The sequence below is a fragment of the Escherichia sp. WS2035 genome (assembly GCF_046487065.1).
Taxonomy (GTDB): domain Bacteria; phylum Pseudomonadota; class Gammaproteobacteria; order Enterobacterales; family Enterobacteriaceae; genus Escherichia; species Escherichia coli.
Window position 1 is genome coordinate 128,166 of the sequence record NZ_JBJQKD010000006.1, and the last position, 22,529, is coordinate 150,694.

General features: G+C 54.0%; 24 protein-coding genes. 4 read left to right on the forward strand and 20 right to left on the reverse strand.

Features of this window, described 5'->3' with window-relative positions; all coding sequences use genetic code 11:
- The 15 genes from phnO to ACJHX4_RS12310 form a co-directional block, all read right to left on the reverse strand.
- Positions 1-435 carry an aminoalkylphosphonate N-acetyltransferase gene (gene phnO / locus ACJHX4_RS12240; protein WP_001110490.1) on the reverse strand — a complete coding sequence of 145 codons (435 nt, stop codon included), beginning with the start codon at positions 433-435 and terminating at the stop codon, positions 1-3.
- A complete protein-coding gene (phnN, locus tag ACJHX4_RS12245; RefSeq protein WP_000147011.1) occupies positions 422-979 on the reverse strand; it encodes a ribose 1,5-bisphosphokinase in 558 nt (185 codons plus the stop codon). The genes phnO and phnN overlap by 14 nt, the downstream gene beginning before the upstream one ends.
- Entirely contained in the window at positions 979-2,115 is a 1,137-nt protein-coding gene (gene phnM / locus ACJHX4_RS12250; protein ID WP_000586269.1) for an alpha-D-ribose 1-methylphosphonate 5-triphosphate diphosphatase, read from the reverse strand. The genes phnN and phnM overlap by 1 nt, the downstream gene beginning before the upstream one ends.
- Positions 2,112-2,792, reverse strand: coding sequence for a phosphonate C-P lyase system protein PhnL (gene phnL / locus ACJHX4_RS12255; protein WP_000611411.1), 681 nt, complete (start codon positions 2,790-2,792; stop codon positions 2,112-2,114). Before phnL ends, phnM begins: the two co-directional genes overlap by 4 nt.
- Positions 2,793-2,902: 110 nt before the next feature.
- Positions 2,903-3,661 carry a phosphonate C-P lyase system protein PhnK gene (phnK, locus tag ACJHX4_RS12260; RefSeq protein ID WP_001075531.1) on the reverse strand — a complete coding sequence of 253 codons (759 nt, stop codon included), beginning with the start codon at positions 3,659-3,661 and terminating at the stop codon, positions 2,903-2,905.
- Positions 3,658-4,503, reverse strand: coding sequence for an alpha-D-ribose 1-methylphosphonate 5-phosphate C-P-lyase PhnJ (phnJ, locus tag ACJHX4_RS12265; protein ID WP_000002299.1), 846 nt, complete (start codon positions 4,501-4,503; stop codon positions 3,658-3,660). Before phnJ ends, phnK begins: the two co-directional genes overlap by 4 nt.
- Positions 4,496-5,560 (reverse strand): alpha-D-ribose 1-methylphosphonate 5-triphosphate synthase subunit PhnI, encoded by a 1,065-nt coding sequence (phnI, locus tag ACJHX4_RS12270; RefSeq protein WP_001296656.1) that lies wholly within the window; start codon positions 5,558-5,560, stop codon positions 4,496-4,498. Before phnI ends, phnJ begins: the two co-directional genes overlap by 8 nt.
- A complete protein-coding gene (phnH, locus tag ACJHX4_RS12275; RefSeq protein ID WP_000171599.1) occupies positions 5,560-6,144 on the reverse strand; it encodes a phosphonate C-P lyase system protein PhnH in 585 nt (194 codons plus the stop codon). The genes phnI and phnH overlap by 1 nt, the downstream gene beginning before the upstream one ends.
- Positions 6,141-6,593, reverse strand: coding sequence for a phosphonate C-P lyase system protein PhnG (gene phnG / locus ACJHX4_RS12280; protein WP_000542778.1), 453 nt, complete (start codon positions 6,591-6,593; stop codon positions 6,141-6,143). The genes phnH and phnG overlap by 4 nt, the downstream gene beginning before the upstream one ends.
- Entirely contained in the window at positions 6,594-7,319 is a 726-nt protein-coding gene (phnF, locus tag ACJHX4_RS12285) for a phosphonate metabolism transcriptional regulator PhnF (protein ID WP_001296657.1), read from the reverse strand.
- Between the two features lie 20 nt (positions 7,320-7,339).
- The gene (gene phnE, locus ACJHX4_RS12290) at positions 7,340-8,119 is read right to left on the reverse strand and encodes a phosphonate ABC transporter, permease protein PhnE (RefSeq protein ID WP_001296658.1); all 780 of its coding nucleotides are present in this window, start codon (positions 8,117-8,119) and stop codon (positions 7,340-7,342) included.
- A gap of 104 nt (positions 8,120-8,223) precedes the next feature.
- On the reverse strand, positions 8,224-9,240 hold the full coding sequence (phnD, locus tag ACJHX4_RS12295; RefSeq protein WP_000991976.1) for a phosphonate ABC transporter substrate-binding protein: 1,017 nt from the start codon (positions 9,238-9,240) through the stop codon (positions 8,224-8,226).
- Between the two features lie 24 nt (positions 9,241-9,264).
- Positions 9,265-10,053, reverse strand: a complete 789-nt coding sequence (phnC, locus tag ACJHX4_RS12300) for a phosphonate ABC transporter ATP-binding protein (RefSeq protein WP_001193415.1) — start codon at positions 10,051-10,053, stop codon at positions 9,265-9,267.
- A gap of 132 nt (positions 10,054-10,185) precedes the next feature.
- A complete protein-coding gene (gene yjdN / locus ACJHX4_RS12305; RefSeq protein ID WP_001131346.1) occupies positions 10,186-10,629 on the reverse strand; it encodes a VOC family metalloprotein YjdN in 444 nt (147 codons plus the stop codon).
- Between the two features lie 159 nt (positions 10,630-10,788).
- On the reverse strand, positions 10,789-11,124 hold the full coding sequence (locus tag ACJHX4_RS12310; RefSeq protein ID WP_001300891.1) for a zinc ribbon domain-containing protein YjdM: 336 nt from the start codon (positions 11,122-11,124) through the stop codon (positions 10,789-10,791).
- A 402-nt stretch (positions 11,125-11,526) separates the two neighbouring features.
- Between ACJHX4_RS12310 and crfC the strand changes: the two genes are divergently transcribed.
- The 4 genes from crfC to pmrR all read left to right on the forward strand — a co-directional run bounded on the left by crfC (position 11,527) and on the right by pmrR (position 16,597).
- Entirely contained in the window at positions 11,527-13,755 is a 2,229-nt protein-coding gene (gene crfC / locus ACJHX4_RS12315) for a clamp-binding protein CrfC (RefSeq protein WP_000288541.1), read from the forward strand.
- A complete protein-coding gene (locus ACJHX4_RS12320) occupies positions 13,752-14,630 on the forward strand; it encodes a YjcZ-like family protein (RefSeq protein ID WP_000169155.1) in 879 nt (292 codons plus the stop codon). Before crfC ends, ACJHX4_RS12320 begins: the two co-directional genes overlap by 4 nt.
- A 263-nt stretch (positions 14,631-14,893) precedes the next feature.
- Positions 14,894-16,396 carry a glycine betaine/L-proline transporter ProP gene (gene proP, locus ACJHX4_RS12325; protein WP_001296659.1) on the forward strand — a complete coding sequence of 501 codons (1,503 nt, stop codon included), beginning with the start codon at positions 14,894-14,896 and terminating at the stop codon, positions 16,394-16,396.
- Between the two features lie 111 nt (positions 16,397-16,507).
- A complete protein-coding gene (gene pmrR / locus ACJHX4_RS12330; protein ID WP_000797657.1) occupies positions 16,508-16,597 on the forward strand; it encodes an LpxT activity modulator PmrR in 90 nt (29 codons plus the stop codon).
- Here pmrR and pmrB read toward each other — a convergent pair.
- The 5 genes from pmrB to adiY all read right to left on the reverse strand — a co-directional run bounded on the left by pmrB (position 16,573) and on the right by adiY (position 22,321).
- Entirely contained in the window at positions 16,573-17,673 is a 1,101-nt protein-coding gene (gene pmrB, locus ACJHX4_RS12335; protein ID WP_001052123.1) for a two-component system sensor histidine kinase PmrB, read from the reverse strand. The genes pmrR and pmrB overlap by 25 nt on opposite strands.
- Positions 17,674-18,342, reverse strand: coding sequence for a two-component system response regulator BasR (gene basR / locus ACJHX4_RS12340; RefSeq protein ID WP_000697905.1), 669 nt, complete (start codon positions 18,340-18,342; stop codon positions 17,674-17,676).
- Positions 18,339-19,982, reverse strand: a complete 1,644-nt coding sequence (gene eptA, locus ACJHX4_RS12345; RefSeq protein WP_001296660.1) for a phosphoethanolamine transferase EptA — start codon at positions 19,980-19,982, stop codon at positions 18,339-18,341. Before eptA ends, basR begins: the two co-directional genes overlap by 4 nt.
- Before the next feature lie 103 nt (positions 19,983-20,085).
- Entirely contained in the window at positions 20,086-21,423 is a 1,338-nt protein-coding gene (adiC, locus tag ACJHX4_RS12350; protein WP_000093154.1) for an arginine/agmatine antiporter, read from the reverse strand.
- Between the two features lie 136 nt (positions 21,424-21,559).
- Entirely contained in the window at positions 21,560-22,321 is a 762-nt protein-coding gene (gene adiY, locus ACJHX4_RS12355; RefSeq protein WP_001217059.1) for a DNA-binding transcriptional activator AdiY, read from the reverse strand.
- Positions 22,322-22,529: the final 208 nt, after the last annotated feature.

Genomic DNA, 22,529 nt, shown 5'->3' on the forward strand with positions numbered 1-22,529 from the left:
TTACAGCGCTTTGGTGAAGCGGAAATGGCTCTGCTCGTAGCCTTCGCGCAGATAGAAACGGTGCGCGTCGTGGCGCTTCACGTTGGTCGAAAGCTCGGTCATTTCGGCCCCGGCCTGGCGGGCTTCTTCTTCTGCCCACGCCAGCAACTTGCTACCGACGTTCAGGCCGCGCGCCTGCGGCATCACCACCAACTCCTGAATTTCGCCGATCCAGTTGACATGATGCAGATGAAACTGCAAATGCAGGCCGATCATGCCGACAACTTCGCCATCCAGCAGCGCCAGATGGTAGCGCATGTTCGGATCGCGCAGATTGGCGTTAAACCCCACGCGAAACGCGTGGTGGTCAAACTCCGCCTGTTTTAGCTCACAAATCAGCGCGTAAACTGCGTCGGTGTCGTACTGCGTAGCCGGGCGAAGCTCACAAGCAGGCATGGTGTTTCTCCTTCTGATGAATCAGCGTCAGCAGCTTGTCGACCGACTGGCGCAGGCTGCCGTCATTATTGAGCGTAAGACAATCCTGAGGAGTATAGCGGGCGGCGCGCGCCAGCCGGGCGTTAATTTCACTGGCGTTTTCGCGGCCACGGTTTTCCAGGCGCTGGCGCAGGATCTCCGGCGAAACCTGTAAACAGATGGGCAGCAGTGCCGATTGATAACGTGCCCGCGCCTGCGGCAGGTGGGCGCGTGAGCCGTTAACCACGACGTCGAATCCGGCGTGCAGCCAGAGGTCGATCTCAATGCCGACACCGTAATACAAACCATTAGCATGCCAGCTCAAGGCCAACAGATTTTGCCCCGCGCGGGTAAAAAACTCCCGCTCGCTTAAGGCGATATGATTTTCACTTCCGGCGCTGGCATCACGCGTGATGTAGCGATGCGCTACCAGTAGCTGGGTTTGTTCCCGCTGGCGGAGTTCCGCCAGCAGGCTGTCTTTCCCGGAGCCGGACGGACCCATTAACCAAATCAGTTTTCCCGTCATCAGAACACCCTTTTACCCTGACGCCAGACGTGGTCAATATGAATGTGATTGCCCTTGCGATGCGCCAGCACCAGGTCGGCGCGTTTGCCCTCGCCAATCACCCCGCGATCCTGGAGATTCAGTGCCTGGGCCGGGTTTTTGGTCACCAGCCTCACCGCCTGCGGTAGCGTAAAGCGGTTGCTCTGGTCATCGGCCACGCGAAACGCCGCATCCAGCAGGCTGGCGGGGTAGTAGTCGGAAGAGAGGATATCCAGCAGGCCAAGCTGCGCCAGTTCACTGGCCGCCACGTTGCCGGAGTGCGAACCGCCGCGCACGATATTCGGCGCGCCCATCAGTACGTTCATGCCGTGCTTGCGCGAGGCTTCTGCCGCTTCGAATGTGGTAGGAAATTCGGCGATCACGCTGCCAAGCTGATGGGATTGGGCTACGTGGGCGTGCGTGGCGTCATCGTGGCTGGCGAGCGCAATGTGTCGCGCGCGGCACATTGCGGCGATGGATTCGCGATTCGGCTGTGACCAGCGTGCGGCGAGCGCCAGTTGCTCCTCTTCGTACTGTTGCATCTGCGCATCGGTGAGCGAGTATTTGCCCTGATAATATTCACGATATTTTTCGCGGTTGGCGAACTGGCGCTGGCCCGGTGAGTGATCCATCAGCGACACCAGCGTCACGGGTTCTCGCTCGACCAGTTTTTCAAACAGCGGCAGCGTGGTGTGATGCGGCAGTTCGCAGCGTAGGTGCAGACGGTGCTCGGCACGGTTGACGCCGCGTTTCTGCGTCTCTTCGATGGCGTTGATCATCTTCTCCAGATTCTCCAGCCGATCGCCGCCGTCGCGTACATCACCAATCGCCACGGCGTCCAGCACGGTGGTGATGCCGCTCGCCACCATCAGCGCGTCGTGGCTGCTCATCGCCGAGTGGGCAGGCCAGTCAACTTTCGGGCGCGGGGTGAAGAATTTATCCAGATTATCGGTATGCAGCTCAATCAGCCCCGGTAGCAGCCAGCCGCCTTCGCCGTCCATTGCTTCTGACAGGTGACTCTGGCTTTCGGCAAAGGCGCGGATTTTGCCGTCCTGCATCTCCAGAGAACCGTGTACCACCTCGTTTTCCAGCACCAGTTTGACGTTATTGATAATCATGAAGAGACTCCCATTGGGTGCAGGCGGTCGGCGACTTGCTCGCGTACGGTTTCGTCATGGAAGATACCGACGATGGCCGCGCCGCGGGCTTTGGCTTCGCGGATCAGTTCCACTACGGCGGCGCTGTTTTTAGCGTCCAGCGAGGCGGTAGGTTCGTCGAGCAGCAGAATGGGGTAGTCGACGATAAAGCCACGGGCGATGTTGACACGCTGCTGTTCGCCACCGGAGAAGGTCGATGGCGCAAGGTGCCACAGGCGTTCAGGCACGTTCAGGCGGGTGAGGAGACGCGCGGCTTTAGCGGCGCAGGCTTCACGCGGTACGCCGGTATCGAGCAGCGGCTGCATCACCACTTCCAGTGCCGAAATACGTGGGATGACGCGCAGAAACTGGCTTACCCAGCCGACAGTGGTTTTGCGGATCTCCACCACTTTGCGCGCTGGCGCGGTGACCAGGTCGACCCATTCATCACCGTGTTTGATCTGGATTTGCCCTTCGTCGGGTAGATAGTTGGCATACAGCGAGCGTAGCAGAGTTGATTTTCCACTGCCGGAATGGCCGTGGAGTACCACGCATTCGCCGGCGTTGACGGTGAGTGAGGCGCCTTGTAATACAGGCAGGCGCACGCCGTTTTGCTGGTGCAGGATGAAGGTTTTACTGACGTTTTGTACGTTAATCATTTTTCGCCTCGTGGTTCGGGTGTCGGATGCGACGCTGATGCGTCTTATCCGACCTACGGGGAGCGCATTTGTAGGCCGGATAAGGCGTTTACGCCGCATCCGGCACCAGCTCAATTCTGCAAAACCGATGACACCAGCAACTGGGTATACGGATGGTGCGGGTCGTCGAGCACGCGGTCGGTTAACCCACTCTCCACCACTTTCCCTTGCTTCATTACCAGCAAACGGTCCGCCAGCAGACGGGCGACGCCTAAATCGTGGGTGACAATCACTACCGCCAGGTTAAGCTCCATCACCAGACCGCGGAGCAGGTCCAGCAGGCGCGCCTGTACCGACACATCCAGCCCGCCAGTGGGTTCATCCATAAACACCAGCTTCGGATGCGTCACCAGGTTGCGGGCAATCTGCAAACGTTGCTGCATGCCGCCGGAAAAGGTGGTCGGCAGGTCGTCGATCCGGTTGGCGGGAATCTCCACCTCTTCCAGCCATTTCTGCGCGGTGGCGCGAATATCGCCGTAATGACGCGCTCCGGTTGCCATCAACCGTTCGCCGATATTGCCGCCTGCCGACACCTGGCGGCGCAGGCCGTCAAGCGGATGCTGATGCACCACACCCCATTCGGTGCGCAGCAGGCGACGGCGGTCGGCCTCGCTCATCGCGTACAGCGAACGGTTCTCGTAGCGAATTTCCCCTTGCTGTGGTGTCAGGCGGGCGGAAATTGATTTCAGTAGCGTGGTCTTCCCGGAACCGGACTCCCCAACAATGCCCAGAACTTCTCCCGGCCATAAATCAAAAGAGACATCGCTGAAGCCTTTGCCCGGGGCATAAAGGTGGGTCAGGTTATTGACCGAAAGTAACGGTTGATTCATTGGCTTTTGGCCTCGCTCTGTTGGCGGCAATAATCGGTATCGGAGCAGACAAACATGCGGTTTCCGGCGTCATCCAGCACCACTTCATCAAGATAGCTGTGGGTCGATCCGCAGATGGCGCATGGTTCATCCCACTGCTGGACGGTGAACGGATGATCATCGAAATCGAGGCTTTCCACGCGGGTAAACGGTGGCACGGCATAGATGCGCTTCTCGCGCCCCGCGCCAAACAGTTGCAGGGCGGGCATCATGTCCATTTTCGGGTTATCGAATTTCGGGATCGGCGACGGGTCCATCACGTAGCGCCCGTTCACCTTCACCGGATAGGCGTAGGTGGTGGCGATATGACCGAAGCGGGCGATATCTTCATACAGCTTCACCTGCATCACGCCGTACTCCTCCAGCGCGTGCATGGTGCGCGTTTCCGTCTCACGCGGCTCAATAAAGCGCAGCGGTTCGGGGATCGGCACCTGGAAGATAACTATCTGATCTTCGGTCAGCGGCGTTTCGGGTATGCGGTGACGCGTCTGGATAAGTGTCGCATCGTCCGTGCGCTCGGTGGTGTTCACCCCGGTCACGCGCTTAAAGAAGTTACGAATCGACACGGCGTTGGTGGTGTCGTCTGCGCCCTGGTCAATCACCTTCAACACGTCGCTTTCGCCAATCACGCTGGCGGTGAGCTGAATGCCGCCGGTTCCCCAGCCGTAGGGCATCGGCATCTCGCGTCCGCCAAACGGCACCTGATAACCGGGGATTGCCACCGCTTTTAAGATAGCGCGGCGGATCATGCGTTTGGTCTGCTCGTCGAGGTAAGCAAAGTTGTAGCCGCTCAGATTAGCCATGGTTCTGCTCCTGTTGCAGACGTTTGAGTAGCTCCAGTTCGGCCTGGAAATCGACGTAGTGCGGGAGTTTGAGATGCGAAACAAAGCCTGCGGCTTCGACGTTGTCGGCATGGGCCAGCACGAACTCTTCATCCTGTGCCGGACCTGTTGCGTGCTCGCCGTATTCCGGTGCCTGCAACGCACGGTCAACCAGCGCCATCGCCATTGCTTTGCGCTCGCTCATGCCGAACACCAGCCCATAGCCGCGTGTAAAATGCGGTGGTTCATCCGGCGGGTCGATAAAACCGTTGACCATTTCACACTCGGTCATCAACAATTCGCCGACGTTCACCGCAAATCCCAGCTCTTCCGGCACAATAAATATATCGATATAGCCACTGCGAATTTCGCCTGCGAACGGGTGATTGCGCCCGTAACCGCGTTGGGTGGAGTAGGCCAGCGCCAACAAATAGCCTTCGTCACCGCGCATTAATTGTTGTAGACGGGAAGAACGCGAACAGGGATAAACCGGCGGCGTGCGGGTGATGTCGTCCGGTTGTGCGCCGCTATCTTCTTCAAACTTCGCCAGCCCCTGACGCGCCAGCAGGCTGAAGACGTGTGGCGACGGTTGCTGTTCGCTGTCAGCGGTGGTCAGCGTTGGCGTTTCGCCGTTTGCCAGCAGGGTGAAATCGAGCAGGCGATGGGTGTAGTCGTAGGTGGGGCCAAGCAGTTGGCCGCCGGGAATGTCTTTATAAATTGCTGAAATACGCCGTTCGAGACGCATCCCGGTGGTGTCGAGCGGCTCACTGACCGCCAGCTTCGCCAGCGTGGTGCGGTAGGCGCGCAACAGAAAAATCGCTTCGACGTTATCGCCGCTGGCCTGTTTCAGCGCCAGCGCGGCCAGCTCGCGGTCGGCAATACCGCCTTCGGTCATCACGCGATCTACCGCGAGGTTAAGCTGCTGTTCAATCTGGGCGACGCTCAGTTCAGGCAAATCAGTATCGCCCCGGCGTCGGCTCTCTTGCAGGGCGTGGGCGGCGTCGATCGCCTTTTCGCCCCCTTTCACGGCAACGTACATCAGCACACCTCCACATGAGTGGTTCGCGGAATAGCCAGCAGGCGCTCGCCGCAGGTCAGGATCAGGTCGATGCCGAGCGGGAACGGGTGCGGGCGCTCGGTAAGTTCATGAAGAATGCACTTTGGCAGTTGCGGGGCGATCATCCGTTCTTCGGCAATACCTGCGCCGGTGAGGCGCAACATACGCCCGCCGCTCAGGCTGGTGACCTGTAAAATCAGCGTTGCGCCCGCTTCTGGTGCAACGGCAGTGCCGGTGGAAAGGGCGTTGAGCTGCTCGCTGGAGATCGCCTCATCTGTTACCGCGAAGGTCGCCTGTTCCGGCTGATTAACCAGCGACGCGTTGGTATGAAAACGCAGGCTCTGATTGACGATATCGTTGCTCAATGGCGCGGCAAGCCACACCGGCGTGTCGTTATCGGCCAGCGTCAGCAGCACGCTGGTGGTGGCGATATTCAGCGGCTGCCAGCCGCGCTTGAGCTGATGCAGGGCGACAATCACGCCCGGCTCGCTCATGGCCTTTAACAGGCGACGAAAACTGTGCTGGGCATCCTGCACGGGAAGCATAAAAGCGGTTTCCAGGGTCATGCGTTGTCTCCGCGAACCATCGTAAAGAAGTCGACCCGGCTGGCGTTCACTTCGGCCTGGCGCGCGGCAATGCGTGCCATACGGTCAGCGTCCAGCGGGGCGATAAGGGTTTCTGATAAGTTTTGAAAGTGGCGGTTTTGCTGCATCAGCGCATCAATCAGCGCACAACGTTCGGCGTGCTGTTTGTCGCGCCCCAGCACCCAGCTATAGCCGAGCGTGCCGTCAGTCAGACGCACGGCGGCGCGGGTGAGCGTGGCGTCGCCAGCAAAAAAGCGTTCGCCGGTGCCGCCCATTCGCGCCTGAATCTGCACCAGGCCAGTTTCAGCGGCGCGGATCACCTCATAATCGGCGTTGATGTTCAGCGCGTTCAGGCGGGCTGCCAGTTCAGCCGGTTGGCTGTGCGCCAGCACGGACATCCAGTGCTGGCGGGTCGCGGTATCTGCGTGCATTCAGTGCTCCATAGTGAATTCAATCATGTCGGCGCGCGTCAGGCTGACGGAGTACTCCGCCGGGCTGCTTTCACCGTCACGGTGGTTAAGGGTGCGCACGCACAGCAGCGGCGACAGATTCGGGATTTCAAGACGCTGGCACTCTTTGGCCTGGGCGCGACGGGCGCTGATCCGCGTCTGACTGCGTCGTAGCGTAATCCCCGTTTGCTCGCGCAGAAAATCGTGCAGCGAACCGCTGTCGAAACGTTGCAGCGTCGGCCAGAGGGTGAGGTCCGCAAAGTAGTGGTCGATTAAACAGAGCGCGACGCCGTTGACCCGACGCAGGGTGCGCAGGTGGATGACGTTCTCCCCCTCGGTTATCCCCAGCGCGTCAGCGACGTGACCGGAGGCGGGGCGCAGCACCGATAGCAATTTTTCGCTGGTGGGATGGCTGCCCTGGTCCAGCAGGTTCTGGCTAAAACGCGCCTGGGCGTTGAGCGGGTAATCGAACGGGCGCATCAGCACCAGTACGCCGACGCCCTGACGGCGCTGTACCCAGCCTTTTTCCACCAGTTGGTCGATGGCGCGGCGCAGGGTGTGGCGGTTCACCTCAAAGCGCGCCGCCAGTTGCTGCTCGGCGGGAAGATAGTCGCCGCAGCGGTAGTGTTGACGAAGCTCCTGCTCAAGTTTTGCGGCTATCTCCTGATAGCGTGTTGGGTAGCTGGTCGGATGTGTAGACAAGTGCATAGATATCAATGCCTCGCTTATCAGATAAAGTGCTTACGCAACCGTTGAGAGAGGAAATCCAGCAGGCTGACCGTGACGATGATGAGCACCATCAGGGCGCAGGTTTGCTGGAACTGGAAACCGCGAATCGCTTCCCACAGCGTGACGCCGATCCCGCCCGCGCCAACCATACCGACGACGGTCGCCGAGCGGACGTTGGATTCGAAGCGATAGAGAGAGTAGGAAATCAGCAGCGGCATGACCTGCGGTAGTACGCCGTAAAGGATCTCTTCCAGCTTGTTGGCACCGGTGGCGCGAATGCCCTCCACCGGGCCGGGTTCGATCGCTTCCACCGCTTCGGAAAGCAGCTTGGAGAGCACGCCGGTGGTGTGGATAAACAGCGCCAGCACGCCAGCGAACGGGCCGAGGCCGACGGCGACCACGAACAGCATGGCGAAGACCATTTCGTTAATGGCGCGGCAGGCGTCCATCAGGCGGCGTACAGGTTGGTAGACCCACCACGGTACCAGGTTTTCAGCGCTCATCAGGCCGAAGGGGATGGAGAGAACCACCGCCAGCGCGGTGCCCCAGACGGCGATTTGCAGCGTGACGGCCATTTCGGTGAGGTAATCCTGCCACTGGCTGAAATCGGGCGGGAAGAAGTCGGCGGCGAACGTCGCCATGTTGCCGCCATCTTTAATCAGCGTAAGCGGGGCCATTTCCGCGCCCTGCCACGAGACGACCAGCACGGCGATAACAACGGCCCAGCTCAGAAGCGAGAACCAGCTGCGCTTGGGTGGGGCGATGGTGATGGTTTGCATGTTTGGCTCCGGTCTGTAGGCCGGATAAGGTGCTTGCACCGCATCCGGCATCAACGTCTGCACATTGTCGGATGCGACGCCGGGCGTCTTATCCGACCTACGATTTACTGCACCGCTTTACTCACCGAACTCATTGCGCTTAACGCGTTGTTCAGGCGGTCCAAATCATCCAGTTGCGCCTGAATGGCGGTGGTTTTTGCCAGCTTGTCCTGTTCGTTCAGCCCTTTGTTGTCCTTCACGCTTTGCATCTCTTTAAACAGTGCGAGCTGGCGAATCGGCACCAGTTGCAAGTCGCTGGAGGCGCGGAACGGCGCCCAGCCCAGGCGCTCCAGCACCGCTTTCTCTTCCGGCGTTTTGCCGTAATTCATAAAGAAGTCGTAGATCTTGTCTTTAGTGGTTTCGGAAAGATTTTTGCGCCAGACGATCGGATCGCCAGGGATCAGCGGTGATTTCCAGATCACCTTCAGTTCTTTCAGCTTCTCCGGCGCGGAGGTTTTCAGCTTGTCGAGGTTTTCGGTGTTGTTGGTGGCGACATCCACTTGCTTGTTAGCGACGGCGAGGGCGTTGGTTTCATGCCCGGCGTTGACGGTGCGCTTAAAGTCGCTGGCGGAGATATTGTTTTTAGCGAAGACGTAGTAACCGGGGACGAGGAAGCCGGAGGTAGAGTTAGGATCGCCATTGCCGAAGGTGAGATCTTTCCGCTTCGCCAGCAGATCGTTCAGGTTGTTGATCGGGCTATCTTTGTTGACGATCAACACGCTCCAGTAACCCGGCGATCCATCCGCCGCGACCGTCTGGGCGAAGACCTGACCGTTGGCGCGATCCACCGCTTCCATCGCCGACAGGTTGCCGTACCAGGCGATATCCACTTTATTGAAGCGCATCCCCTGGATAATGCCCGCGTAGTCCGGGGCAAAGAAGGCGTTGACCTTTACGCCCAGCTTCTTCTCCATATCCTGTAAGAACGGCGTCCATTGCGGTTTCAGGTTTTGCTGTGATTCCGTTGAAATAATGCCGAAATTCAGCGCCTTTTCCTGCTCTTCGGCGTATGCCGGATTTAACAGGGTGCTGAGGCTGAACATGCTGGTGAAGGCCAGCGAGGCAATTATCTTAGCGTTCATTCGTTTTCCTCAATGATGGGGATGTCAGGCAGCTTTCGCGTTCTCTTCGACGCGGTTAATGCTGCGGTAGAGATGGTCAAAACGTTCGTTATCAAACTGTTGGCTGCAGCCGTCGTAGAAGACGTGCCCCTGGCGCAGGGCGACGATGCGTTCGCAGTAGCGCAGGGCGTAATCCACCTGATGCAGCGTGACGACCACGGTAATGCCGTCGTTCTGGTTGATGTCGCGCAGGGTGTCCATCACGATGCGTGCCGATTCCGGGTCCAGCGAGGCGATGGGTTCGTCAGCGAGAATGACCTTCGCCTGCTGCATCAGCGCGCGGGCAATCGCCACACGCTGTTGCTGGCCGCCGGAGAGTGTGGAAACGCGTTGATGGGCAAAGTGCACCATGCCAACGCGGGTCAGCGCCTGTAACGCGCGCTGTTTCTGCTCGCGGGTGAAGTAGCTAAAACAGGTTCGCCAGAATGGCGTGCTGCCGAGCGCGCCAATCAGCACGTTCTCCAGTACGCTCAGGCGATTCACCAGGTTGAATTGTTGAAAGATGTAGCCGGTGTTGGCGCGGCTTTTGCGGATATCGCGGGCCAGGCGGCCTTCGCGCTGGACTGTGCGGCCCAGCAGCTCGATATGGCTACCGACAGATTTATCGCCGGTAATCAAACCGCTTAAGTGACGTAAAAGGGTGGATTTTCCGGAACCCGACGGCCCAAGCAGAGCCACCATTTCACCATGATGAATGTTCAGATCAACCGCGTGCAGCGCCTGATGCTGATTGAAGGTTTTGGCGAGCTTCTCGACACGGATAATCGTTTGCATGATGCAGCCTCCCTAAAAAAGTGGCTCCATCGTGGCGGATTATTGTGACGATTTGGTTAATTAAAAGTGACTAACAGATGAAGAGTTAACGGGAATTCGATGACAGTGCGGGAGGGCGGGCCTCCCGGCGGGTTATTGCGTTGGCTGTTGTTTGATGACATTAATCATCCACGGTACGCCAAATTTATCGGTGACTTTGCCAAAGCCATGCGCCCAGAACGTTTCCTGCCAGGCCATTTCGATTTTTCCGTTGGCGGCAAGGTTATCAAACCAGCGTTTTCCTTCTTCCACCTGTTGAGAATCGAGCACCAGCGTAAAGCCGGAGTAGCTGGCTTTTCCTGACGGTATAGCATCGCTCATCATGATGTCGCTTCCTGCAATGCGCACATTGGCGTGGGCGATGGCGGTATCGGGAAATTGCATTCCGGAAGGGCAGTTCTCGGCGCTGTCCTGCGTTGATTTTGGCATTTCGCCGAAGCTGATTTTATAGAGCAGTTCCGCGCCCAACGTACGTTGATAATAGGCAATCGCGTCGGAACAGTTACCGGCAAAAGAGAGGTAGGGACTTAACGGCATGATGGTGACCTCAGTTAAGAGAAGCCAGTTAAGTGTAGTTCGAAATTTATACAGATGAGAGGGAAGCCTGATAAGACGCGGTCAGCGTCGCATCAGGCAGTCGCCACCGTTGCCGGATGCGGCGCGAGCGCCTTATCCGGCCTACCGATCACAATACAATCAGTTCTTTTTCACAAACTCAGACTTCAGTTTCATCGGACCAAAACCGTCGATTTTGCAATCGATGTTATGGTCGCCTTCAACCAGGCGGATGTTTTTTACTTTGGTGCCAATTTTCAGCATCGAAGAGCTACCTTTCACTTTCAGATCTTTAATGATGGTAACGCTGTCGCCGTCAGCCAGCAGATTGCCGTTAGCATCTTTAACGATCAGCTCGTCGCTTTCCTGTGCAGGTTCTGCGTCGTTCCATTCGTAGGCACATTCCGGGCAGATGTACATGCCGTTATCTTCGTAGGTGTATTCGGAGTTGCATTTTGGGCAGTGTGGTAATGACATGTGGATTTCCTCAAAAGTCAGCAGGGCAAAAGCGCCAAAAAACGGCAGATTGCCGAAAAAGGCCGCAATTATACACAAAATCCCTGAGTTTGTCGGGGGTACTGCTGATTTTAGATGACGATCGTTTTCATTTGAAAGGAAACGCAAAAAGAAAATAATCTTTTTGCCTCCATTTATTATTTAAGATAAGGTTAATGCTCTACTCGTTCTTTTTTTAATTCACATGATGTTTTTATCTTTCTGACGTTTTAAACGTATTGGGAGATGTTATTTATTCTAATAAAAAAACAACACGCTAAATATAAAATTATTTCCTGCAGTAATTATAAAAGCCGAAAACAGAACTCAAAAACAATCTGGCTAAATAAAAGTAATAAAATTTGCTTTAAGGAAGAATATTCTATGTACACACAGACCCTGTATGAGTTAAGTCAGGAGGCTGAACGCCTGTTACAGCTTTCCCGACAACAGTTGCAGTTACTGGAAAAAATACCTCTCTCTGTACCCGGAGACGATGCGCCACAACTGGCTTTACCCTGGAGTCAGCCTAATATCGCCGAACGTCACGCGATGCTGAATAATGAGTTGCGTAAAATTTCCCGGCTGGAAATGGTGCTGGCGATTGTCGGTACCATGAAAGCAGGGAAATCAACCACCATTAATGCCATTGTTGGTACGGAGGTTCTGCCTAATCGCAATCGCCCAATGACTGCGCTGCCAACGCTTATTCGCCATACGCCCGGGCAAAAAGAACCGGTACTGCATTTTTCACATGTCGCGCCAATCGACCATTTAATTCAACAATTACAACAGCGCCTGCGTGATTGCGATATTAAGCATCTGACCGATGTGCTGGAAATAGATAAAGATATGCGTGCGCTTATGCAGCGGATCGAAAATGGCATCGCTTTCGAAAAATATTATCTGGGTGCTCAACCTATTTTTCATTGTCTGAAAAGTTTGAATGATTTGGTGCGACTGGCGAAGGCGCTGGACGTCGATTTTCCTTTTTCTGCTTACGCCGCCATTGAGCATATTCCCGTGATTGAAGTGGAGTTTGTCCATCTGGCGGGGCTGGAGAGTTATCCCGGTCAGTTGACGTTACTGGATACCCCCGGGCCAAATGAAGCCGGGCAACCGCATCTGCAAAAAATGCTTAACCAGCAGCTGGCACGCGCCTCGGCGGTACTGGCGGTGCTGGATTATACGCAACTGAAATCGATCTCCGATGAAGAGGTCCGTGAGGCAATTTTGGCGGTGGGGCAATCGGTGCCGTTGTATGTGCTGGTCAATAAGTTCGATCAACAGGATCGTAACAGTGACGACGCCGACCAGGTGCGGGCACTGATTTCCGGAACGCTGATGAAAGGCTGTATTACGCCACAGCAGATATTTCCGGTGTCGTCGATGTGGGGCTACCTGGCGAATCGGGCGCGCCATGAGTTAGCCAACAACGGTAAGTTACCCGCGCCAGAGCAACAACGCTGGGTGGAAGATTTTGCCCATGCCGCGCTCGGCAGGCGCTGGCGTCATGCCGATCTGGCGGACCTCGAACATATTCGCCATGCTGCCGATCAGTTGTGGGAAGATTCGCTGTTCGCCCAGCCAATTCAGGCGTTGCTTCATGCCGCTTACGCTAACGCCTCGTTGTATGCTCTGCGATCTGCCGCGCATAAACTGTTGAATTACGCGCAGCAGGCGCGGGAATACCTGGATTTTCGTGCGCACGGGTTAAACGTCGCTTGTGAACAATTGCGGCAAAATATCCATCAGGTCGAAGAAAGTTTGCAGCTATTGCAACTCAATCAGGCGCAGGTGAGCGGCGAGATTAAACATGAAATCGAGTTGGCCCTGACCTCCGCCAACCACTTTCTGCGTCAACAGCAAGATGCGGTGAATGCGCAGTTAGCCGCGTTGTTTCAGGATAATTCGGAGTCGTTAAGTGAGATGCGTACCCGCTGTGAGACACTGTTACAGACGGCGCAGAACACCATCAGTCGCGACTTTACGCTGCGCTTTGCCGAGCTTGAGTCCACCCTTTGCCGGGTGTTAACCGATGTTATTCGCCCCATTGAGCAACAAGTCAAAATGGAATTGAGTGAGTCTGGGTTTCGTCCTGGGTTTCATTTTCCTGTTTTTCACGGCGTAGTTCCCCACTTCAACACCCGCCAGCTGTTCAGTGAAGTCATTTCGCGCCAGGAAGCAACGGACGAGCAGAGCACGCGTTTAGGCGTTGTGCGTGAGATTTTTTCGCGCTGGTTGAATCAGCCCGACTGGGGACGGGGAAATGAGAAATTCCCGACAGAGACGGTTGATTACAGTGTGTTGCAACGAGCATTAAGCGCAGAAGTCGATCTTTATTGCCAACAAATGGCTAAAGTTATGGCAGAGCAGGTCGATGAATCTGTTACGGCAGGCATGAATACTTTTTTCGCTGAGTTCGCTTCATGTTTGACGGAATTACAGACGCGTTTACGCGAAAGTATGGCTCTGCGTCAACAAAATGAATCGGTGGTCAGGCTGATGCAACAGCAATTGCAGCAGACTGTGATGACTCACGGCTGGATTTACACCGACGCTCAGCTGTTACGCGATGATATTCAAACACTTTTCACGGCAGAACGATATTGACCAAGACGTTACTGGACGGCCCCGGTCGCGTGCTGGAGTCGGTTCATCCGCGCTTTTTAGTGGATCTGGCGCAGGGCGATGATGCCCGCCTTCCACAAGCCCATCAGCAGCAGTTTCGTGAACGACTGATGCAGGAACTTCTTGCGCGCGTGCAGCTTCAGACATGGACGAACGGCGGCATGTTAAATGCGCCGCTTAGCCTGCGTCTGACATTGGTGGAAAAACTGGCGTCGATGCTGGATCCCGGTCATCTGGCGCTGACGCAGATCGCGCAGCATCTGGCGCTGCTGCAAAAAATGGATCACCGCCAGCACTCTGCTTTCCCGGAGCTCCCCCAGCAAATTGTCGCCTTGTATGAGTGGTTTTCAGCCCGTTGTCGCTGGAAGGAAAAGGCGTTAACGCAACGAGGCCTATTGGTGCAGGCGGGTGAACAGAGCGAGCAAATTTTTACCCGCTGGCGTGCTGGGGCGTATAACGCCTGGTCGTTGCCTGGGCGCTGTTTTATCGTTCTCGAAGAGTTGCGCTGGGGTGCATTTGGCGATGCCTGCCGTCTGGGAAGCCCGCAAGCGGTGGCGTTGTTGCTAGGTGATTTGCGCGTGAAAGCGACACAACATTTGGCAGAGAGTATCAATGCGGCCCCGACCACGCGTCACTATTACCATCAGTGGTTTGCCTCTTCGACCGTTTCGACGGGCGGGGATCATGCTGATTTTTTAAGTTGGCTGGGAAAGTGGTCTACGGCAGATAAACAACCCGTTTGCTGGTCAGTGACCCAACGCTGGCGAACTGTCGCACTGGGGATGCCACGACTCTGTTCAGCGCAGCGTCTGGCGGGGGCAATGGTCGAGGAAATCTTCTCTGTAAATTTGGTGTAAATAATCAGTTACACCAATGAGTCCTAAACGAAATGCATGTGTGAAGTTGATCACAAATTTAAACACTGGTAGGGTAAAAAGGTCATTAACTGCCCAATTCAGGCGTCAACTGGTTTGATTGTACATTCCTTAACCGGAGGGTGTAAGCAAACCCGCTACGCTTGTTACAGAGATTGCATCCTGCAATTCCCGCTCCCCTTTTGCGGCCGTCGCGCTGATTTTTCTGGCGTTTGCGGAAATGGGCCAACTCTGCGAGGAAAGCTATGCTGAAAAGGAAAAAAGTAAAACCGATTACCCTTCGTGATGTCACCATTATTGATGATGGTAAACTGCGTAAAGCCATTACCGCAGCATCACTGGGTAATGCAATGGAATGGTTCGATTTTGGTGTTTATGGTTTTGTTGCTTACGCATTAGGTAAAGTTTTTTTCCCGGGGGCTGACCCCAGCGTGCAGATGGTTGCTGCACTCGCCACTTTCTCCGTTCCCTTTCTGATTCGACCGCTTGGCGGGCTCTTCTTTGGTATGTTGGGCGATAAATATGGTCGCCAGAAGATCCTCGCTATCACTATTGTGATTATGTCGATCAGTACGTTCTGTATTGGCTTAATACCGTCCTACGACACGATTGGTATTTGGGCACCGATTCTGCTGTTGATCTGTAAGATGGCACAAGGTTTCTCGGTCGGCGGTGAATATACCGGGGCGTCAATATTTGTTGCGGAATACTCCCCTGACCGTAAACGTGGCTTTATGGGCAGCTGGCTGGACTTTGGTTCTATTGCCGGGTTTGTGCTGGGAGCTGGCGTAGTGGTGTTAATTTCGACCATTGTCGGCGAAGAGAACTTCCTCGATTGGGGCTGGCGTATTCCGTTCTTTATCGCTCTGCCGTTAGGGATTATCGGGCTTTACCTGCGCCATGCGCTGGAAGAGACTCCGGCGTTCCAGCAGCATGTCGATAAACTGGAACAGGGCGACCGCGAAGGTTTGCAGGATGGCCCGAAAGTCTCGTTTAAAGAGATTGCCACCAAACACTGGCGCAGCCTGTTGACATGTATTGGTCTGGTAATTGCCACCAACGTGACTTACTACATGTTGCTGACCTATATGCCGAGTTATTTGTCGCATAACCTGCATTACTCCGAAGACCACGGGGTGCTGATTATTATCGCCATTATGATCGGTATGCTGTTTGTCCAGCCGGTGATGGGCTTGCTGAGTGACCGTTTTGGCCGTCGTCCGTTTGTGCTACTTGGTAGTGTTGCACTGTTTGTGTTGGCGATCCCGGCGTTTATTCTGATTAACAGTAACGTCATCGGCCTGATTTTTGCCGGGTTACTGATGCTGGCGGTGATCCTTAACTGCTTTACGGGCGTTATGGCTTCTACCTTGCCAGCGATGTTCCCGACGCATATCCGATACAGCGCGCTGGCGGCGGCATTTAATATTTCGGTGCTGGTTGCCGGTCTGACGCCAACACTGGCGGCCTGGCTGGTCGAAAGCTCGCAGAATCTGATGATGCCTGCCTATTACCTGATGGTAGTGGCGGTGGTTGGTTTAATCACCGGCGTAACCATGAAAGAGACGGCAAATCGTCCGTTGAAAGGTGCGACACCGGCGGCGTCAGATATACAGGAAGCGAAGGAAATTCTCGTCGAGCATTACGATAATATCGAGCAGAAAATCGATGATATTGACCACGAGATTGCCGATTTGCAGGCGAAACGTACCCGCCTGGTGCAGCAACATCCGCGAATTGATGAATAAGCTGAAACGGATGGCCTGATGTGATGCTGTCTTATCAGGTCAATTGAACTCTTAAGGTTCACTTAATCTCTGACGCGCATACTCTCCTCCAGGTTAACGGAGGAGAGTGCAATGAAAAACCGTGTTTATGAAAGTTTAACTACCGTGTTCAGCGTGCTGGTGGTCAGCAGCTTTCTTTATATCTGGTTTGCCACGTACTGATCTTTTTTCAGCCGTATCCAGGCCCGCGTGCCGGAAGTCTCTTGTCGGTTTTGCAGGAAAAACTGCCCGTGATGCAACTGTGTAATGCGGCTGACAATACTTAACCCCAGACCAATTCCGCCATAACGGCTGTCCATTCGTACAAATGCTTTACTCAACTCCCCGCATTTACTCTCATCAATACCCGGTCCTTCATCTTCAACGGCCATGACCGCTCCGCCATCTTCTTGCAGCTTAATCATAATGTTGCTGCCTTGCGGGCTATAACGATGGGCGTTTTCTACCAGGTTTCGCAATAACATCCGCAGCAGGGTTGCATCACCCTGAACGGTGATGTCGGCGGCGCTCTCTGGCAATAGCAGGGTTTGCTGGCGCTGGTCGAGCATGGTACTGAGTTCGTCATACGAGGGGAGAATGACATCTTCCAGCAGTTTTACATGTTGATAATTACCGGAAGAAAATGACTGTCCGGCACGCGCCAGTTGCAGCAACTGGGAGACGCTCTCCATCATCTGATCAAGTCGTGCCACTAACGGTGCTACATCAATGTGATGCGTTTTCGCCAGCAGTTCCAGATGCAAACGCACCCCCGCCAGTGGCGTTCGCAGTTCGTGCGCGACGTCAGCGGTAAACAACCTTTCATTATCGAGCGTGCTGGTCAGGCGACTGACCAGATCGTTTAACGCCGAAACCACCGCATCGATTTCGAGGGTGGCGCTATGAATGGCAATGGGCGTTAAGTTGTCGGCGGTGCGCGCTTCCAGCTCTTTTTGCAGCTCCGCCAGCGGTCGGGTGATGCGGCGTACCGCCTGATAGCAGATAAATAGCGTCAGGCTAACCATAAAGACGCCGGGGACAATCAGGCTGGCGACCGCCTCGCGGATCTCACGCATGATGTGGCGATCGTTGTTGCGATTGTCGCGTAGCGCCTGCTCAAACAGCTGAATCTGCTCGGTACTTTCATGCCATAGCCAGAAGACGCTGATCAGCTCAAACACCAACAAAATGGCCCCGATGGTCAATATCAGCCGTTGGCGCAGCGATATTGGTCGGCGCAGAAAACGCATCAGATTCAATTAGTTTTCCTCATTTGCGACCAGCATATAGCCAAATCCGCGCACGGTGCGGATACGGGCTTTGCCCACTTTGTCGCGCAGGTTATGGATATGCACTTCCAGGGTGTTGGTCGAGGGCTCGTTGTCCCAGTTGTAGATATCGTTGTAGAGAATTTCCCGATGCACCGGGCTGCCTGCTTTAAGCATCAGGCGCGACAGCAGAGCATATTCTTTGGGCGTCAGAATCAACTCTTCACCGCCCATCCAGACCTGACGGCGACCCATATTCAGCGTCAGGTTGCCAACAATCAGCTCACTTTCGCCCTGATTATTATGGCGTCGTAGCAGGGCGCGGATACGGGCGTGCAACTCTTCCAGCGCAAAAGGCTTCACCAGATAATCGTCGGCCCCGACATCCAGCCCGGCGATTTTGTCGGTAAGGGTATCGCGGGCGGTGAGAATTAACACCGGCAGAGTGTATTTTTTCTGCCGGATACGGGCAAGAAAATGCAGCCCATCTTCATCGGGTAAGCCTAAATCCAGTACCACCAGGCTGTAATGACCGGCTTCAAGGCTTTGTTCCGCCATCCGCGCGGTGCTCACGCCATCGCACGCGTAGCCTTCGGTTTGCGCCGCCAGAATCAATCCCTGCAATAACAGCGTATCGTCTTCAACAATCAGAATTTTCATTCACTCACTCTCCTGCAAGTTTGCAGAATATCATCCGCAGCCTGGTAATACTTCGTCTCAACGCCAGTCAGGCCCAATAAGGTTGAGAATAAATTGTCTTGTGAATAGTGTTGCGTTTGCGCCTGTTTTTGCAGGCAGTTCTGGTCAACCTGATACCGTTTTTGATAATCCTCCGATAGCCACAGCAGCATCGGCACCTGTTTTTGGCTATCCGGGGCGATGGCATAAGGCAGACCGTGCAGATAGATGCCATTTTCACCTAACGATTCACCGTGGTCAGAAAGATAAACCAGGCTGGTGGTAAATTTATCCTGATGTTCTTTCAGCAGATTAATCGCTTTATCAACAATATAGTCGACGTAAACCAGCGTGTTGTCGTAAGTGTTCACCAGTTGCTCTTGGGTACAGGTCTGGATCTCGTTAGTGTCGCAGGTTGGGGTAAATTTCCTGAACTGCGGCGGATAGCGGTTGTAATAGGTCGGGCCGTGGCTGCCGATGGTGTGTAAGACAATCACGCCATCACCCTGCAGGTTATTGATGTAATCTTCCAGCCCGTGGAACAGCACTTCATCATAGCATTCGCCGTTGATGCACTGACCAGGCAGGTTCAGCGCGGTGACGTTCTGGTGAGGTACGCGATCGCAAACGCCTTTACAGCCGCCATCGTTGTCATTCCACAGCACGTTGATGCCCGCTCGCTGAATGATATCCAGCACGCCTTCCTGGTGCTGTGCCAGCTCTTCTTTGTAGTGCTCACGCGGCATATCCGAGAACATGCATGGTACTGAAACTGCCGTTGCCGTGCCGCAAGAGGCGGTATTAGGGAAATAGACCACGTTATCTTTTGCCAGACGAGGATTGGTTTCGCGTGGATAACCATTCAGCGAGAAATTCTCTGCGCGCGACGTTTCTCCGACGATCAAAATGGTCAGGTTTTTACGTTTCCCATTTTGCATTAATGGGTTGCGGTGAGCATCTTCACCAATGCGTATCAGTGGCAGGTTGGCTGACCGCTGGTGAGAGTACCACGACCAGCTAGCAACAATGCTGTTGGACGGGCTTAAGGATTTCACCAGTTCTTTGTTGTTGCGAAACAGCGAGGCATAGTCTTTGTAGAACAGTGCGGCAACCAGCAGAATCAGCAGTACAGAAATCAGGATGTTGGCCCCGCGGAAAAGAACGCTGCGCAGGCGTGAGGTGGTGGGTTTGATTTTGATCCAGCAGGCAATAATCGCGGCTAATACGCCACTTAACCCCAGCGTTAATAACATTCGTGGCGTCATCAGGGCATAACTTTCCGCCGGCGTAGTATCAATGATATTGGTGATCATTGAACGGTCGATGACGATGCCATAGGTCATGATGAAATATTGCGCAGCCGCACCGACCAGAATAAACAGGCAGGCGAGTGGACGATTAAGCCATAAGAAAGAGCCTAGTGTCAGGACAATATTAATCACGCTGAATGCGACGACCGGCATCGACAAGAAAACCAGCACGTTATGCAGTGAATCCAGCGGTAACACCTGTAGCACCTGTTTAAAAAAGGCGATATTCAGGCAGACTGAGATATAAAAAGTAGCAAGTAATAACCAGGAGAATAAATTCAAAGAGGGTCTTTTTAGTAGGCGCTTCAACATCACGGTGTTTCCATCGAACAAAGTGCGCATATGCTCGCAAAGCAAAATTAAGCCAACCTTAAGTTCTTAAGGTTGGCTTTTATGTTTGCTGGATTAAGGGGAATTAATCTTTGCTTATTGGTGCATCTAAGGGATACGGGTTTTTATGCAGCCGGTTGTAATTCAGCGCATACATGGCGGTGATTACCATCAGAGTGACAAATGACCACATAACCTCTTTCGCGCCGGACCCTACTACGGCCCAGATGCAGTAGAGGAAGGCAATGGTAGTAACTGCCAGGTATGCCGGGCGCGCTTTACCAAAGTGACCGTGGCCGAGCAGCAGTAACGCCGCACAGGTGTAAAGATATGGCACCAGTGTAAAGATGACCGACACGGAAGAAACCAGACCGAATTCTTTGGTCGCGTTTGGCGAAATGCTACTGAGCTGGAAGATGGTCATCAAAATACCGACGATAATCAGCCCCGCCACTGGCGTGCCCGCTTTATTTACACGGGCAAAAATCGGTGGGAACAGTCCGTCATCGGCAGCGGCTTTCGCCGTTTGACCTGCCAGCAACGTCCAGCCGCCCAGTGAACCTAAGCAACCCGCAGCTGCGCAGAAGGAAACAATGGCCCCGGCGGTGTCACCCAACGCCATCCGTGCGGCATCACCGAATGGCGAAGCAGAAACGCGCAGTGCGGCATTAGGGATCATCCCCATAATCGCGGTGGTAGAAAGTACATAGCAAACGGCAGCAATCAATACCCCGCCAATGGTGGCGATAGGGACGTTGCGTTTCGGGTTTTTCACCACACCTGCGGCAACGGAGGCACTTTCCACACCGATGAACGACCACAGCGTAACGTTAAGGGTACTTTGAATCGCACCGAAGGTGCCCAGGCCGCTGACGTTCCATGCCGCCATATAGGTTTCACCACGGAACCAGAACCAGCCAAATACGGCAATCCCGACGATGGGGATCAGCGCCAGCACGGTAGCAACGGCCTGTACGCGGGTGATCATTTTCGGACCGACAATGTTCAGCAGGACGAAGATCCACAGCACCACGACGCAGGTGATGGTTAATACCAATGGATCTTTCAGAATCGGGAAGAAGTAACTTAAATATCCTACGCCAATGACCACCATGGCGATATTGCCGATCCAGCAGGCCAGCCAGTAGAGGACGTTGGTTTGATAACCGAGAAACGGCCCAAAGCAGCGGCGGGCGTAAGCGTAAGAACCACCAGGACTTGGGTCGAGGAACGACATTTTGGCGTATACCATCGAGAGCCCCAGCGCACCGATAATCGTCACCAACCATCCATAAATGGCAATCCCGCCAGTGGAGGCCAGGTTTGCAGGTAACAGAAAAACACCTGACCCCATAATATTCCCCGACACCATCAGGGTGACGGGGATTAAGCCCACTTTGTGAGCATCAGCATCCGAAGACATAATTAAACTCCTGCGAAGGCGAGCTTCGTGACAATAAATTACGTCATATCATACGCCTGCATTCGATAGTTGAATTATTATCGACCGGGTTATCGCTGATGCCGTTATTAATATAGCTCTTCGTTAAGGTTAAAAATCAGGCGACAGTGCGTTCTCTGTGCTGACTAACATAATGCAGAGGCGTCATACCGTAGAAGTCTTTAAAGACAGAAATAAAGTACGACGTACTGTTGTAGCCGCAGGACTGTGATACCTGAGAGATATTTTTACCGTCCATCATTAATTCATTTACGGCATAGCGCATGCGGCAGGTGGTGATTATTTGGCTATAACTGGTGTTTTCGCTTTTCAGCTTTTTCTTTAACAGACTTGGGCTAAGACATAAACAACTGGCTACCATACTAAGATTCCAGTCTTTGTGGATATCGCTTTCAATAATTTGATAAACGCTGTCACTTACACAATTACGTAACATATACATCATTAGTGAAAGGAATTTTTTACTGTCGAGAAAACGGGATAGCACAGTGAATAATAATGCACGTGTTCGTTCCTTTTCTGACTCAGTTTCAGCGGGCATCATGCTATGTTGCGCGGCAACGCGAAAGACGTCTGGCGTCAGGCATGGAAGGGTGAGGATGGGCGTAGCGCTACGTTGCCATACTGGTATTTGCGAGAGATCTTTATTCAGAAACCGGAGGTAATCTTTGATGATGTCGTGACTAATATGAGCAACCAAAGTGTTATTAAGAGAGGAGACGTCGATAATATTATTTTCACAATTTAATAACGCCATATGGTTAGCTTTAAGGCTAATAGGTTCTTTCCCATTCACCCTTATCCAGACATCTTTTTCAGTCAATAAAACAATACAAGGTTGGTCGCTGCAAATCCTCATACATGTACTCCTGAGTGCGAATAAAAGACCAGTTCTCGCTAAAGCGAAGCGATACCGGGAAATGGTTATATAATTGTATGATGAATATAAACATGCATAAAAATAACGAGTTTTACTAATATTACAAATTTTTATAGTAATTTCTCATGTACATATTTTTTTACAGGCTAAGAAAAGGATAAATAACAGGCAAAAAAAAGCGCGGGGT